The organism is Pseudomonas sp. SDT291_1_S447 (assembly GCF_054070155.1).
Genome location: NZ_JBSVXS010000036.1, coordinates 1 through 13,741 on the forward strand (window position 1 = coordinate 1; position 13,741 = coordinate 13,741).

At 62.3% G+C, this 13,741-nt stretch carries 14 protein-coding genes; 4 read left to right on the plus strand and 10 right to left on the minus strand.

Translation table 11 applies throughout. The annotated features are described in order from the left end of the window. Window positions 1-48: 48 nt before the first annotated feature. The 10 genes from ACW9IR_RS14145 to cbiE all read right to left on the minus strand — a co-directional run bounded on the left by ACW9IR_RS14145 (window position 49) and on the right by cbiE (window position 9,030). On the minus strand, window positions 49-1,428 hold the full coding sequence (locus tag ACW9IR_RS14145) for a PepSY-associated TM helix domain-containing protein (RefSeq protein ID WP_457463729.1): 1,380 nt from the start codon (window positions 1,426-1,428) through the stop codon (window positions 49-51). Between the two features lie 122 nt (window positions 1,429-1,550). Then, complete coding sequence (locus ACW9IR_RS14150) at window positions 1,551-3,671, minus strand: TonB-dependent copper receptor (RefSeq protein WP_457463731.1); 2,121 nt, start codon at window positions 3,669-3,671, stop codon at window positions 1,551-1,553. An 84-nt stretch (window positions 3,672-3,755) separates the two neighbouring features. Beyond that, window positions 3,756-4,202, minus strand: a complete 447-nt coding sequence (locus ACW9IR_RS14155; protein ID WP_457463733.1) for a DUF2946 domain-containing protein — start codon at window positions 4,200-4,202, stop codon at window positions 3,756-3,758. A gap of 21 nt (window positions 4,203-4,223) precedes the next feature. After that, window positions 4,224-4,703: a copper chaperone PCu(A)C gene (locus tag ACW9IR_RS14160; RefSeq protein WP_457463735.1), complete on the minus strand. Its 480-nt coding sequence runs from the start codon at window positions 4,701-4,703 to the stop codon at window positions 4,224-4,226. Between the two features lie 48 nt (window positions 4,704-4,751). Then, window positions 4,752-5,150 (minus strand): DUF2946 domain-containing protein, encoded by a 399-nt coding sequence (locus tag ACW9IR_RS14165; protein WP_110719605.1) that lies wholly within the window; start codon window positions 5,148-5,150, stop codon window positions 4,752-4,754. Between the two features lie 97 nt (window positions 5,151-5,247). Next, window positions 5,248-5,538, minus strand: a complete 291-nt coding sequence (locus ACW9IR_RS14170; RefSeq protein WP_077570750.1) for an addiction module antidote protein — start codon at window positions 5,536-5,538, stop codon at window positions 5,248-5,250. A 3-nt stretch (window positions 5,539-5,541) separates the two neighbouring features. Continuing rightward, the gene (locus ACW9IR_RS14175; RefSeq protein WP_457463738.1) at window positions 5,542-5,844 is read right to left on the minus strand and encodes a type II toxin-antitoxin system RelE/ParE family toxin; all 303 of its coding nucleotides are present in this window, start codon (window positions 5,842-5,844) and stop codon (window positions 5,542-5,544) included. 171 nt (window positions 5,845-6,015) lie between these two features. Then, a complete protein-coding gene (locus tag ACW9IR_RS14180) occupies window positions 6,016-6,732 on the minus strand; it encodes a cobalt-precorrin-6A reductase (protein ID WP_457463740.1) in 717 nt (238 codons plus the stop codon). After that, on the minus strand, window positions 6,729-7,826 hold the full coding sequence (locus ACW9IR_RS14185) for a cobalt-precorrin-5B (C(1))-methyltransferase (RefSeq protein ID WP_110719607.1): 1,098 nt from the start codon (window positions 7,824-7,826) through the stop codon (window positions 6,729-6,731). The genes ACW9IR_RS14180 and ACW9IR_RS14185 overlap by 4 nt, the downstream gene beginning before the upstream one ends. Then, complete coding sequence (gene cbiE / locus ACW9IR_RS14190) at window positions 7,819-9,030, minus strand: precorrin-6y C5,15-methyltransferase (decarboxylating) subunit CbiE (protein WP_457463742.1); 1,212 nt, start codon at window positions 9,028-9,030, stop codon at window positions 7,819-7,821. Before cbiE ends, ACW9IR_RS14185 begins: the two co-directional genes overlap by 8 nt. Before the next feature lie 132 nt (window positions 9,031-9,162). Between cbiE and cobG the strand changes: the two genes are divergently transcribed. From cobG to cobJ, 4 genes are read left to right on the plus strand one after another with little or no spacing between them, the layout of a single operon-like run. Beyond that, on the plus strand, window positions 9,163-10,458 hold the full coding sequence (gene cobG, locus ACW9IR_RS14195) for a precorrin-3B synthase (RefSeq protein WP_457463744.1): 1,296 nt from the start codon (window positions 9,163-9,165) through the stop codon (window positions 10,456-10,458). Continuing rightward, window positions 10,451-11,077 carry a precorrin-8X methylmutase gene (locus tag ACW9IR_RS14200; RefSeq protein WP_102899398.1) on the plus strand — a complete coding sequence of 209 codons (627 nt, stop codon included), beginning with the start codon at window positions 10,451-10,453 and terminating at the stop codon, window positions 11,075-11,077. The genes cobG and ACW9IR_RS14200 overlap by 8 nt, the downstream gene beginning before the upstream one ends. Next, window positions 11,074-11,808, plus strand: coding sequence for a precorrin-2 C(20)-methyltransferase (locus ACW9IR_RS14205; RefSeq protein ID WP_371850966.1), 735 nt, complete (start codon window positions 11,074-11,076; stop codon window positions 11,806-11,808). Before ACW9IR_RS14200 ends, ACW9IR_RS14205 begins: the two co-directional genes overlap by 4 nt. Further along, window positions 11,808-13,508, plus strand: coding sequence for a precorrin-3B C(17)-methyltransferase (cobJ, locus tag ACW9IR_RS14210; protein WP_457463747.1), 1,701 nt, complete (start codon window positions 11,808-11,810; stop codon window positions 13,506-13,508). The genes ACW9IR_RS14205 and cobJ overlap by 1 nt, the downstream gene beginning before the upstream one ends. Window positions 13,509-13,741: the final 233 nt, after the last annotated feature.

Below are 13,741 nucleotides of genomic sequence, written 5' to 3' on the forward strand. Positions count from 1 at the left end.
TTCAAGATCAAAAGATCGCAGCCTGCGGCAGCTCCTACATGGGGTGGATCAGGATGAAGTCGAGGCGGACTCGGTTTGCCTGCTCAGGCGCGACAGCAGCAATCGATCCAGCAGCCACACCACCACCAGCGAAGCCCCCACCAACGGGAACACCACTGCCAGCGCCAACATGATCACCACCCCGGTTTTCCACTTCGGCAAATCATGGCGCAGCGGCGGCACACCCAATTTGCCTTGTGGCCGACGCTTCCACCAGATCACCACACCGCTGACGGCGCTGAGCAGAATCATCAGGCAGATCAGCAGCACGACGATCTGATTGAAGGTGCCGAACATCTTGCCTTCGTGGAGCATCACGCCGATTTCGGTGGCGCGGGCGACGCTGCCGTATTGTTCGAAACGCACATCGGCGAGGACCTTGCCGGTGTACTGATCGACATGCAGGGTCGCATCGTTGCGCGGGTCGTCGGCGAACACGGCGATGGTGAACACGCCGGTGGCGGTGGTCGGCAAGGTGATGCTGTAACCCGGCTCGACTTTGCGCTGGGTGGCAATGTTCTGCACGTCTTGCAGGCTGATGGCGGGTGCTGCGGGGCCAGCGTTGGTGGCGCCGTGGTTCATGTGTTCGGCGTGGTCGCCGGACATCGGCATCGGCGTGTTTTCCATCGCCCATGGCACGGTCTGGCGCGTGGCGGTGTTCAGGCTGCGGGCTTCGACGTCGGAGGTCGGCACGTTGTCCCACATCGCCGCCGGGAACACGTTCCACACCTGCGCGTATTGCTTGCCCCAGAAACCGGTCCAGGTCATACCGCTGAGCAGCATCACCAGCAGCAGGGTTGCGCCCCAGAACCCGGTGACTGCGTGCAGATCGCGCCACAACACGCGACCGCGACTGTTCAGCCGCGGCCACAAAATGCCCGCGGCCTGACCGCGCGGCCACCACAGGAACAGGCCCGACACCACCAGCACCACGCCCCAACCGGCGGCCATTTCGATGAGGCGGTCACCGACGGTGCCGATCATCAATTCGCCGTGGATGGCTCGGGCGATGGCTTGCAGGTTCTGCTTGGCATCCTGTTCGCCGAGGATGTCGCCGTGGTACGGATCGACGAATACGTTGAGTTCCTGGCCGGCGTTCTTCACCACAAACTGTGCGCTGCGTTCGGCGTTGACCGGCGGCAGGTATTGGGTGACCTGGCCTTGTGGATAAGCGCTTTTCACCCGTTGCAGCAGGTCATCGGCCGGGACGGTGTGATGGCCGGCGGGGACGTTGAGCAGGCTGCTGTACATCAGCGAATCGAGCTGCGGTTTGAACAGGTAGATGATGCCGGTCAGGGCCAGCATCACCATGAACGGTGCGACGAACAGGCCGGCGTAAAAATGCCAACGCCAGGCCAGGTTGTAGAAATTCGGTTTGGGCTGTTTCATCACGTGTGCTCCGCTTGGCGAATTTTTTTAGATCAAAAGATCGCAGCCTTCGGCAGCTCCTACGGGGTGTACGCGCTCCCATGCAGGAGCTGGCGCAGCCTGCGATCTTTTGACTTTTCTTGTTAGAAACTCATGTCGACCTTGGTCCAGAGCGTGCGCCCCGGTTCATTGATCGCTTGTGGGTCGTTGGCCGGGTAGCCGAATCCGGCGTTGCCCGCCAGGTTCAGGTGTTCGGCGTAAGCCTTGCCGAACAGGTTGTCGACGCCGCTGCTGACCTTCCAGTTCTTGTTGATCCGATAGGCACCGTTGAGTGAGAACACGCCGAAGCCCGAACTCTTGTCGTAATCCTTGCCGACCACGTTGCCCTTGTTCTGGTCGATACGGTTTTGCGCGGCAACCACCCTCCACAGTGCGCCAGCGCTCCAGTTGTCTTCGGTATAGGTCAGACCGAAGCGGGCATCCAGCGGCGGCATTTGCGGCAGTGCCTTGCCGTCGCTGCTGTTCTTGCCCCAGGCGTAGGCCAAGGTCGCATCGGCTTTCCAGCGGTCGGTGAGTCTGTACGCGGCACCGAGTTCACCGCCCATGATTCGCGCGTCGATGTTCTCGGCGCGCGAGGTGCTCATGCCCATCATCCCCGGCGTGTAGTCGAAGAGGATGTAATCGCGGACCACGCCGATATAACCCGAGGCCCAGGCTTCGAGGTCGGCGCTCTTGTAGTTCACGCCGAAGTCGAACTGCGTGGTCTTTTCCGGCTTGATCGAATCGAACGCATTGACCGATCCGGCCGGACCGGACTTGGGCGAAAACAGCTCCCAGTAATCCGGGAAACGCTGCGCATGACCGAGGCCTGCATAGAGCGTGGTCGGGCTGTCAGCGAGGTCATGCTCGTAGCGGATGAAACCGCTCGGCAGGGTGTCGGCGCGGGTGTCGTCGGCGGTCGGGTTGGGACGGGACATCATTCCCGAACCGGTGGTCTGCCGGTAATCCTTGGCCGAAGCGCGGTCGACGCGGGCACCTGTGATCAGGCGATCCCGGTCGGCGGCGTACCAGGTCATTTCGCTGAACACGCCGTAGTTATGGAAATCGGCGTCCTTGCTGTACGGCTGATCCTTGTAGGTATCGATGCCCATGCCGCTGCGTTGGCGGTGTTCGTTGGTCTGCGCGTCGAGGCCAGTGATCAACTGGATATCAGCCCAGCGCCAAGTGGCTTTGATCCGTGCTCCGAGGGTGCGGCGGTCGACATTGGATGCCATGGGACCTGCCATCATGCCGGTGCCGGATGGTGTGCGCAGGGTGTAGTTGTCCATCACGTGGTCGGCGTAGTTGTAGTAGACCTGCGCTTCGAGTTTCTCCAGCACGTCAGTGATGTTGGATTTTTCGAAACGCAGGCCGAGGCTTTCCCGCAGGAACTGCGAGCCGTCCATGCCGCGTCCGGCGTAGCGCGCTTCGCCGTCGCCCTTGCCGGCGGTGAGTTCGATCAGGGTGTCGGCGTCCGGGGTCCAGCCGATGGCGACGTCGCCGTTCCACTTGTCGTAGCGCGAGGCGACGATGTCGTTGTTGCCATCGCGGTAATCGTCGGAATGCGCGGTGTTGCCGATCACCCGCACATAGCCCAACGGCCCGCCGGCAGCGGCGTCGACGACCTTGTCGAAGCGTCCGTGGGAGCCGGCGAGAATGCTCGCGTTCACGCGGGTGCCGAGTTCGCCGAAGCTTTCCGGCTCGCGATCAAACAGCACCGTGCCCGCTGATGCGCCCGGACCCCAAAGCACGGTTTGCGGGCCTTTGATCACGGTCAGTTTGTCGTAGGTTTCCGGCGAGATGTATGAGGTCGGCGCGTCCATCCGGCCCGGGCAGGCGCCGAGCATCATGCTGCCGTTGGTGAGGATGTTCAGGCGTGAACCGAACATGCCGCGTAGCACCGGATCGCCGTTGGTGCCGCCATTGCGCACCAGCGCGAAGCCGGGAATGGTCTTCAGATAATCGCCGCCGTCGCTGGCCGGCACCGGTTGGCGCGGGTCCTTGGGATTGGTGACGATGGTCAGTGGCGAGCTCGGGGCGATTGCGGTAATCACCGTCGGGCTGAGTTCTTCGTTGTGCGCGGCGTGGTCGTCGGCCAGCACCAGCGGGGACAGCAGGACGCCGCAAAGGACGGCGGTAGCGTGCCTGAAACGAATCCGCGATTCGTTCAAAGCGAAGGACGCCGGGGCAGAACCCGAGCGTGAAACAGCAGCAAACCTGGACATGACAATTTCCATCAAACAGTCGTAAACGACACGGCCGGCAGCCTGAAGCTGTCTTCTCAACCGTGTGCAATCAAAGGTGCGTGTTTACGTTGCGACGGGCGGGGCGCGGCTGCGGGCGCCGGGGAAGAAGGTCTGCCGGGCGTGGCCCAGGCGTGGGGCGGGTGGGGTGAAGGTGTTCAGCGGCGGGATGTTGAAGGCGACGAAATCGCCGCCGCCGGTCAGTGCCGGGCAATTGAACAGCAGGCTGCAATAGCCGCACTTTTCCCACAGCACGTGGTGCGAGGATTGTGGCGGGCAGTGTTCGGCTGAGGGCTTGGCGTCGTGGCCGCTGTGATCCATGCCCGGCATGTCCATCGACATGTCCATGCTCATCGGCATGGAAGCCGAGGCGTGTTGATCCATCGGCATCGACTGAGAAATCAGTGGGCCGATGAAGATCATCAACATGGCGAACAGGGCGATCCAGCTGCCGCGGGTCAGGTGTTCAGTCTGACGGCGTTGCCGGGAGGGCCTGGCGCTCAGCGGGCGCATGGGCGGAGTCTGCCGGAAGGCTTACTGGGCGTGCGCGTGGGCCTGAGTGGTTTCCGGTGGCTTCTTCTGCACCGAGACTTCAACGGTGACGTCACCGGCCTTCTCGAAATGCAGCGTCAGCGGGAAGCGTTTGCCATCGCTGAGCAGGCTGCGATCGGTCGGATTGAGCAGCATCACGTGCCAGGCCATCGGCGCGAATGTCACGTTGCCGCCGGCCGGGATTTCCACACTCGGCACTTGCTGCATCTTCATCAGATCGCCTTGCATCACGTGCTCGTGCAGTTGCGCTTCGGGGGCGATGGGCGAGTCGACACTGAGCAGCCGATCGTCAGTCTTGCCGGCGTTGTGAATGATGAAATACGCGGCGACCGTCGGTGCATTCGGTGGCAACTCTTGCGACCACGGATGGGCGATTTCCAGCTCGCCGGCCTTGTATTCGTGAGCATGGGCAAAGCACGCCGGCAGCAGCAGCGCAGCGATTACGATGAGTTTGTTCCACATGGCAGTTCTCCAGAACGATTTGAAACGCAGGTCAATTGCGCGAACAAATCAAACCAGAGGGGAAGCGCGGGGATTGAGACTCGGCCATTGCTGGCGTGGCGTGGGTGTTTGCAGCAAGGCGGGCGCCACGCTGCGATTGCTTTCGTAACGGGCGAAATACAGCTGTGGCGAGTGCCCCGGCAGCGCCACCAATGGCGCCGAGCCCGAGCAGCACCAGCAATGCTGCATGTTCGAATGCGTGTCGTTGGCCGGGGCTTTCTGATCGGTGGTGCCGATATTGATCGCCACCATTTTGGTTCCGCTGCCGGTGCAGAAACTGCTCCAGAGCAACTGTTCGACCGGTGAATTGGCCGCCTGCGCCATCGCCCCGGTCATCGGCATGGCGAGCATGTTGAACAGCACTGCAAAGCAGGCGATCCAGGCAATTGCTAGCCGGTGTCGGTTCATGGGACAGATCCATTGGGTGGGCGATCAGGCGCGGCTATTTAGCCTGATCAGGGCCGATAAGTAAAAAAGCGTCGTGCGGTTTGGTGTCGCAGCGAGTTCACAGTGTTACGGCATGCAATCGCAAACCCAGAGCCTTCATGACTTTCATGATAGTTGCGAATTCGGGATTGCCAGTGCTACTCAGCGCTTTATAAAGACTTTCGCGGCCCAAACCTGCATCCCGTGCCACTTGTGTCATGCCTTGAGCTCGGGCGATGTCATTGAGTGCTGCGCGGATAAGGACGCCGTCGCCTTCATCGTCGTCAAAACAGGCATCCAGATACGCCGCCATATCCTCGGGAGTTTTGAGGTACTCGGCGGCGTCAAAACGGGCGAATTCTTCGCTCATGATTTACTCCTCATTTCCGATGTTATGAGCCATTTGCACGGCGCGTTTGATATCTCTTTTTTGTGTCGATTTGTCGCCCCCGATCAACAGCAGATAAATCACTTCACCTCGGCGTGTGAAGTACATCCTGTAACCAGGGCCGTAATGAACACGCATTTCATAAACAGTGTCACCGACGAACCCGCAATCGCCGAAGTTGCCATGTTCGGCTGTTTTAATTCTGGAGATGATTCGGCCTTTCCCTTTGATGTCTTTCAAGGAGTCGAGCCATTCGGAAAATATGCGGGATCGTTCAAAAGCGATCATGTCGGGATCGTATTCCTTGGGATACAAGCTGGCAAGCCGCTTTTCTTGGCTGGCTGCTTGTCGGGATTAAAGGAACCGAAGTATTGGAGTGACGGTGTAGTGAAGGACAGTCGGCTGCGTCCTCAAAATTTGCAGGTAAATTCACAGATAAATAAGAAATGATGAAAAGTCTTACGACGTCAGGGCTTCAAGGACTTCAGACGCTGATCGAAACTCCCGATCAACCCCCGGCAACCCTGGTCGCTTCAATACAATCACCGGCACCCCACGCTCGCGCGCCACTTCCAGCTTCGGCTCGGTCGCGGTGCTGCCGCTGTTCTTGCTGATCAACACATCGATCTGCCGCCGCTCGAACAGTGCGCGCTCATCCTCAAGCAGAAACGGCCCCCGCACACCGATCACTTCGCAGCGTTCATTGCCCGGGTAGACGTCGAGGGCGCGCAGGGTCCAGAACTGGTCGGCGGGGATTTCATCGAGGTGTTGCAGCGGTTCGCGGCCGAGGGTGAACAGCGGTCGGCGAAACGGCTTTAGGGCAGCGATCAGCTCGGCCCAATCGCTGACCTCGCGCCAGTCATCACCGGGCTGCGGTTGCCACGCCGGGCGACGTAATGCCCAGCAGGGGATGCCGGTCAGTCGCGCGGCGGTTGCGGCGTTCTGGCTGATCTGTGCGGCATATGGGTGCGTGGCATCGAGCAACAGGTCGATGCCTTCGTCACGAATGAATTGCGCCAGTCCTTCAGCGCCACCGTAACCACCAACACGCACCTGACAGGTCAGATCTGTCGGCACTCGGCCGACGCCAGCCAGGCTGTAAATATGTTCCGGCCCCAGCGTGCGGGCAATCGCCAGCGCTTCGGTCGCGCCGCCCAGCAACAATATCCGCTTCATGCAAAACCTCCGGCATGCCCGACAATCCCGCCCTGACGATCAATCGCAAACACCTCGACCTGTACCTGCGCGGGCACCACGCTACGGGCGAAATTCAACGCATGGCGGCAGACCTCATCACCGAGGGCGACCCCCGCCGCACTGGCCATGGCCAATGCCTGCTGGCTGGTATTGGCCTCGCAAATGCTTTGTTGCAACGTCTCATCGGCGCCAATCGCCGCCGCCCACTCCGCCAGTTGCGGCAAGTCGATACTCGAATGCCGCGAGTGCAGATCCATGTGCCCGGCGGCCAGTTTGCTGATCTTGCCGAAGCCGCCACACAGGCTGAGTTTATCCACAGGCACTTTGCGCACATGCTTGAGCACCGCGCCGACGAAGTCGCCCATTTCGATCAGAGCGATTTCCGGCAGGTTGTAGACCCGACGCATGGTGTCTTCGCTGGCGTTGCCGGTGCAGGCGGCGATGTGCAAATAACCGTTGGTTTTCGCCACGTCGATGCCTTGATGGATCGAGGCAATGTAGGCCGCGCAAGAGAACGGCCGAACGATGCCGCTGGTGCCGAGGATCGACAGCCCGCCAAGAATGCCCAGCCGTGGGTTCATGGTTTTCAGCGCCAGTGCTTCACCGCCCTCGACGTTGACGGTGACGTCGAAGCCGCCGGCATAACCAGTCTCGGCGGCGAGCAGTGTCAGGTGATCGCTGATCATTTTGCGTGGCACCGGATTGATCGCCGGCTCACCGACGCCGAGCACCAGTCCCGGCCGCGTCACGGTGCCTACGCCGGCACCAGCATTGAAGCGAATCCCCGGTTCGGCCATTAGCCGTACCCGCGAATAGAGCAGAGCGCCGTGGGTGACGTCGGGATCGTCACCGGCATCCTTGATCGTCCCGGCCTCGGCGCCGTCATCGGTTAAACGACAGAATTCCAGGCGCATCTGCACCTGTTTGCCTTTGGGCAATACGATGTGCACCGCATCGGCTGAAATCCCGCCAAGCAACAGGCGCGCGGCGGCGAGGCTGGTGGCGGTGGCGCAGCTGCCGGTGGTCAGGCCGCTGCGCAAGGGCGCGGGTTGTTCGGCGGTTTCGTCACGCATCAAGGGGTTTGACCAGATCGAGCAGGGTGATCGGCAACGCCTGACGCCAAGTGTCAAACTCGCCGAGCGGCTGCGCCTGGGCGACATGAATGCGCGTCAGCTCGCCACCGTAACGTTCACGCCAGCTCATCAGGGTCACTTCGCTTTGCAGGGCCACCGCGTTGGCGACCAGTCGGCCACCGGGTTTGAGCTGTTCCCAGCAGGTTTCGAAGACTCCTTCACGGGTCACGCCGCCGCCAATGAAAATCGCATCCGGGCGCTCGAGTCCGGCCAATGCCTGCGGTGCCTTGCCGCGAATCAGATGCAGGCCGGGCACGCCCAGTGCATCGCGGTTGTGCTCGATCAATTGCTGACGGCCATCATCGGCCTCGATGGCCAAGGCGCGGCAACTCGGGTGCGCGCGCATCCACTCGATACCGATCGAACCGCTGCCGGCGCCGACATCCCAGAGCACTTCGCCGGGGGTCGGGGCGAGGCGGGCGAGGGTGATGGCGCGTACGTCGCGCTTGGTCAACTGGCCGTCGTGCTGGAATGCCGAGTCGGGCAGACCGGCCAGGCGCGACAGGCGCGGGGCGTCGCTATCGGCCTGGCACTCGATGGCGATGACATTGAGGTCGGCTATCGGCGCGTCGTCCCAAGCGTTGGCGGTGCTGTCGATGCGCCGCTCGGCGTCGCCGCCAAGATGCTCGAGAACGCTCAGGCGACTCGAACCAAATCCGCGCTCACGGAGCAATTGCGCAACAGCCGCCGGGCTCTGACCGTCATTGCTCAGCAACAACAGCCGCACACCGCTGAACAGTTGTGCATTGAGCGCCGCCAGTGGTCGGGCCACCAACGAAAGCGTCACCACGTCCTGCAACGGCCAGCCAAGACGAGCGGCGGCCAGCGAGCAGGAGGACGGCGCCGGCAGGATCAACATCTCGTCGCTCGGCACCTGACGGGCGAGGCTGGCACCGACACCGTAGAACATCGGGTCACCACTGGCCAGCACGCAGACCGCTTCGCCACGCTGCTCAAGCGCCGGTGCAAGGGAAAACGGGCTGGGCCACAATTGCCGCTCACCGCGAATACACACCGGCAGCAGATCCAGTTGGCGCTGGCCACCGACGATCCGCGAGGCGCCCAACAGGGCACGCCGGGCGTTTTTGCCCAGGCCCTTGAAGCCGTCTTCACCGATTCCCACTACCGTCAGCCAGGGTGACATCTATATTCCTCTAAACACGCCGTTCCGACGGGCAGTCTTTTCATGCCAGCGGACAAAGCAGGCATAATACCGCGCCTTCGCCCGCGAAGCGCCTTTCCCACGCAGCCGGTCCGCCCCTTGAACGAACGCCCGATGTCCACCGCCTTACGCCCCTCGGCCTGTCCGGGGTTGCTGCGTATCGTCCAGGCACTGGACGGCGGTATCTGCCGGATCAAGCTCAATGGCGGGTCGATCAGTGCCGATCAGGCTGACGCGGTGGCCGAGGCTGCCGAACAGTTCGGCGCGGCGATCGAAGCGACCAACCGCGCCAATCTGCAGATTCGCGGGATCGGTGAGCAATCCGCAACGCTGATCGAGCGTCTGCTCGCCGCCGGTCTCGGCCCGCGCACCGCCGCCGGTGATGACGTGCGCAACCTGATGCTCAGCCCGGCCGCCGGCATCGACCGGCAAATGCGCGTCGACACCCGTGCACTGGCCGAGCAGATCCTCGACACCTTGCAAAGCCATCCACGCTTTCATGAGTTGAGCGCCAAGTTCGCCGTGCAACTCGATGGCGGTGAAGCGCTGGCGATGCTCGAACATCCGCATGACCTGTGGTTGTCGGCGTTTGAGCGCGACGGTGAACGATTGTGGGCATTCGGCCTGGCCGGGTGCCCGACGGATCGCGCAGTCGGCGCCGTGGCGGCAGAAAACGGCCATGCGCTGGTGGTCGCGGTGCTGGAATTGTTCCTGCAACTGGCCCGCCCCGAGCAAACGCGGATGCGCCATTTGCTCGATGAGTTGCCGATGCTGGCCTTTCTCGACGCCCTGCGCACGCGCGTGCCGATCAAGTCGGTCAGCCAGTGGCAGCGCACTGCCGTTGCGCGGGATCTGCACATCGGCGTTCATCCGCAACATACCTCGGGGCGGGTGTACGTCGGCGCCGTGCCGCCGCTCGGGCGTCTTGATCCGGCGATGTTGCGCGCCGCTGCACAACTGGCTCGGGAGTACGGTGACGGCAGCCTGCGGTTCACGCCATGGCAAAGTCTGCTGCTGCCGAATGTCGAAGCGGCCGATGCACCTGTGGTGCTTGAGGCACTTGAGCAGTCGAACCTGCTGACCGATTCCGGCGAGCCGTTGGCACAACTGATCGCCTGCACCGGTGCCAATGGCTGCGGCAAAGGCCTGGCCGACACCAAACAGGATGCGCGCCATCTGGCGACGCTGCTGCCCTCGGGTGTCAGCGTGCACCTGTCCGGTTGCCCGCGTTCGTGCGCTGCCGCTCATCGTGCGCCAGTCACTTTGCTGGCGGTCAGCCGCGGTCATTACGACCTCTATTTTCGCGATGCCACGCTGCCGGGTTTCGGCACGCTGCACGCACGCAACCTTACTATTGAAGCGGTCGCGACCCTGCTCGCCGCCCGCTCTCGGAGCCCCCTTGATGCTTGATTACATCCGCGACGGTCAGGAGATCTATCGCAACTCCTTCGCGATCATTCGCAGCGAGGCCAATCTCGCGCGAATCCCGGCCGATCTGGAAAAACTCGCGGTGCGGGTCATCCACGCCTGCGGCATGGTCGAGGCCATCGACGGTCTGCAGTTTTCCGAAGGCGCGGGCAAGGCCGGGCGCGATGCGCTGGCCGCCGGTGCGCCGATCCTCTGCGATGCGCGGATGGTCTCCGAAGGTGTGACCCGTGCGCGCCTGCCGGCCAACAACCAGGTGATCTGCACCCTGCGCGACGACAGCGTGCCGGAGTTGGCCCGTGAGTTGGGCAACACCCGTTCCGCCGCCGCGCTGGAACTGTGGCGTCCGCACCTGGAAGGCAGTGTCGTGGTGATCGGCAACGCGCCGACCGCGCTGTTCTATCTGTTGGAAATGCTTGATGCCGGGGCACCGAAACCGGCGCTGATCCTCGGCTTCCCGGTGGGTTTCGTCGGCGCCGCCGAATCGAAAGCCGCGCTGGCCGCCGACAGCCGTGGCGTGCCGTTCGTGATCATGCAAGGGCGCCTCGGTGGCAGCGCCATGGCCGCCGCCGCCGTCAATGCCCTCGCCACGGAGATCGAATGATGCAGGCCAAAGGACGTTTGATTGGCCTGGGCGTTGGCCCCGGTGATCCGGAACTGATTACCGTCAAGGCCCTGCGCCTGTTGCGCGAATCGCCGGTGGTGGCGTACTTCGTCGCCAAAGGCAAAAAGGGCAATGCGTTCGGCATCATCGAAGCGCATCTGCAAGACGCACAGAATCTGCTGCCGCTGGTCTATCCGGTGACCACCGAAGCGCTGCCGGCGCCATTGTCTTACGAACAAGTGATCAGCGATTTCTACGATGAGGCTGCCGAAACCGTCGCGGCACATCTGGATGCCGGGCGCGACGTCGCGGTGATCTGCGAAGGCGATCCATTCTTCTACGGCTCCTACATGTACCTGCACGATCGCCTCGCCAGCCGTTACGAAGCGCAAGTGGTGCCGGGCGTTTGTTCGATGCTGGGCGGCGCTTCGGTGCTGGGTGCGCCGTTGGTGTATCGCAATCAGAGCCTGTCGGTGCTTTCCGGCGTATTGCCCCATGAAGAGCTGAAGCGACGTCTGGCCGATGCCGACGCGGCGGTGATCATGAAGCTGGGGCGCAACTTCCCCAAAGTGCGTCAGGTGCTGGAAGAACTCGGTCTGGCCGAACGCGCGCTGTACGTCGAGCGCGCAACCATGGCCAATCAGAAGATTGTGCCAATGGATCAGGTCGAGCCGATGTCGTCGCCGTACTTCTCGCTGATCATCGTGCCGGGCGAACGGTGGCAAGGCTGATGACTCAATCCACCCCCGCCATCGTCATTCTCGGTCAGGGCAGCCTGGCCACCGCACGGCGCATTCAGCAGGTCTATCCGGCGGCGCAGATCCATGGCCTCGTCGGGCGCGTCGAAGGCGCCGATTGCACCTATCAGGAGTTCGGCGCGACCCTGCGCGCGTTGTATCAGCAGGACACGCCGATCATTGCCCTGTGCGCGGCCGGGATTGTCATCCGCACACTCGCGCCGCTGCTGCTGGAGAAAGGCGCCGAGCCACCGGTACTGGCCGTCGCCGAAGACGGCAGCGCGGTGGTGCCGCTGCTTGGTGGTCTCGGCGGGGTAAATGTCATGGCGCGGGACATCGCTGCCGGGCTGCAAGTCGCAGCGGCCATCACCACCAGCGGCGAGTTGCGTTTTGGCACGTGCCTGCTCAACCCACCGAGTGGTTACGCGCTGGGCGATCTGGAACTGGGCAAGCGATTTGTCTCCGATCTGTTGGCCGGGCACAGCGTGCGCGTCGAAGGCGCTGCGCCCTGGCTGGATCAGGCGCAATTGCCGGAAGATCCGCAGGCGCAGCGCTCGATTCATGTCGGCAGTGCCGAGCGTGTGGCGTGTGCCAATGAGTTGTTGATTTATCCGCGCAGTGTCGCGGTGGCAGTCAGCGCCGAAGTGGCGGATTTGCCGAACGTCGTCCGCGCGGCGTTGCAGCAAGCGAATCTTGCAGTGCAGGCGCTGGCCTGTCTGTTGGCGGCCGAGACCGAAATGGCCTCGACGAATCTGCATGAAGCGGCAATGGAATTGGGGGTGCCGTTGCGCTTTGTCTCGGTATTGAACGATATCGAGGCGACGGTATTGGCGGCTGTGCCACAGGCGAAGGTCGTCATTGTCAACGACATGGCAATCGCTATTGCCGAACAGCCTTTGGACGTCGCGCAAATCGGCCGTGCACGTGGGCGTTTGGCGGTGATCGGTCTCGGTCCCGGCGCTGCCGAACTGATGGTGCCGGCGGTAAAAGCCGAACTGGCCCGCGCCACCGATGTGCTCGGCTACGAAACCTACGTGCGCATGGCCGGGCCTTTCCGTGATGATCAAATCCAGCACTGCACCGACAACCGCGAAGAAATGCAGCGTGCTCGTCACGCCTTCAGGCTGGCGGCCGAGGGGCGTTCGGTAATTGTTGTATCGTCCGGCGACCCGGGCGTATTTGCCATGGCGGCGGCGGTGCTGGAGGCGTTGCACGAGTCCGATGATCCGGCGTGGCACAGCGTTGACCTGGAAATCCTGCCGGGTGTCTCGGCCTCGCTGGCCACCGCCGCGCAGGCCGGTGCGCCGCTGGGCCATGACTTCTGCGTGATGTCGCTATCGGACAATCTCAAACCGTGGTCGATCATCGAAAAACGTCTGGACCTGGCTGCCGAAGCGGATCTGGCGCTGGCGTTTTATAACCCGATCTCCCGCGCCCGTCCGTGGCAACTGGGCCGGGCACTGGAAATCGTCGCACAGCACCGCACGCCGCAGACCCCGGTGGTTCTGGGCCGTGACATCGGTCGCCCGGGCCAGACCTTGCGCACCACGACATTGGGCGCGTTGACCGCGGACCAGGTGGACATGCGCACGATGGTATTGATCGGTTCTTCGACCACGTGCACGTTTCCACGGGCAACCGGTGGGGATTGGGTTTACACGCCGCGTTGGTATGGTGAAAAGCCGATTGTCTGAGTTTGCCTTTATTGATCGCCGGGGGAAGTTGTAAATAACTTCTCTCGTCGTGACATCAGGTCAACACTTGCGAAGTTGAATGCCGGCAGTAAGACAAGGCCACGCCCTTTCCGGGGGACGTGGCCTTTTCGTTGTTTACGACAAAAGAAATAACAGGCGCAGTTGTTGCTGAATCATACCGTTGTGCAATTTGAATGTTGGTCGATGTTTCATTCGACATTATTTGAGCTTGT

Excerpts from the sequence above, each read along its gene's own strand:
- ACW9IR_RS14185 (WP_110719607.1), bottom strand. The coding sequence starts at position 7,826 with ATGCGTGACGAAACCGCCGAACAACCCGCGCCCTTGCGCAGCGGCCTG.
- ACW9IR_RS14180 (WP_457463740.1), bottom strand. The coding sequence starts at position 6,732 with ATGAAGCGGATATTGTTGCTGGGCGGCGCGACCGAAGCGCTGGCGATT.
- ACW9IR_RS14200 (WP_102899398.1), top strand. The coding sequence starts at position 10,451 with ATGCTTGATTACATCCGCGACGGTCAGGAGATCTATCGCAACTCCTTC.
- ACW9IR_RS14150 (WP_457463731.1), bottom strand. The coding sequence starts at position 3,671 with ATGTCCAGGTTTGCTGCTGTTTCACGCTCGGGTTCTGCCCCGGCGTCC.
- ACW9IR_RS14145 (WP_457463729.1), bottom strand. The coding sequence starts at position 1,428 with ATGAAACAGCCCAAACCGAATTTCTACAACCTGGCCTGGCGTTGGCAT.
- ACW9IR_RS14175 (WP_457463738.1), bottom strand. The coding sequence starts at position 5,844 with ATGATCGCTTTTGAACGATCCCGCATATTTTCCGAATGGCTCGACTCC.
- ACW9IR_RS14160 (WP_457463735.1), bottom strand. The coding sequence starts at position 4,703 with ATGTGGAACAAACTCATCGTAATCGCTGCGCTGCTGCTGCCGGCGTGC.
- ACW9IR_RS14155 (WP_457463733.1), bottom strand. The coding sequence starts at position 4,202 with ATGCGCCCGCTGAGCGCCAGGCCCTCCCGGCAACGCCGTCAGACTGAA.
- cobJ (WP_457463747.1), top strand. The coding sequence starts at position 11,808 with ATGACTCAATCCACCCCCGCCATCGTCATTCTCGGTCAGGGCAGCCTG.
- cobG (WP_457463744.1), top strand. The coding sequence starts at position 9,163 with ATGTCCACCGCCTTACGCCCCTCGGCCTGTCCGGGGTTGCTGCGTATC.
- ACW9IR_RS14165 (WP_110719605.1), bottom strand. The coding sequence starts at position 5,150 with ATGAACCGACACCGGCTAGCAATTGCCTGGATCGCCTGCTTTGCAGTG.
- ACW9IR_RS14205 (WP_371850966.1), top strand. The coding sequence starts at position 11,074 with ATGATGCAGGCCAAAGGACGTTTGATTGGCCTGGGCGTTGGCCCCGGT.
- ACW9IR_RS14170 (WP_077570750.1), bottom strand. The coding sequence starts at position 5,538 with ATGAGCGAAGAATTCGCCCGTTTTGACGCCGCCGAGTACCTCAAAACT.
- cbiE (WP_457463742.1), bottom strand. The coding sequence starts at position 9,030 with ATGTCACCCTGGCTGACGGTAGTGGGAATCGGTGAAGACGGCTTCAAG.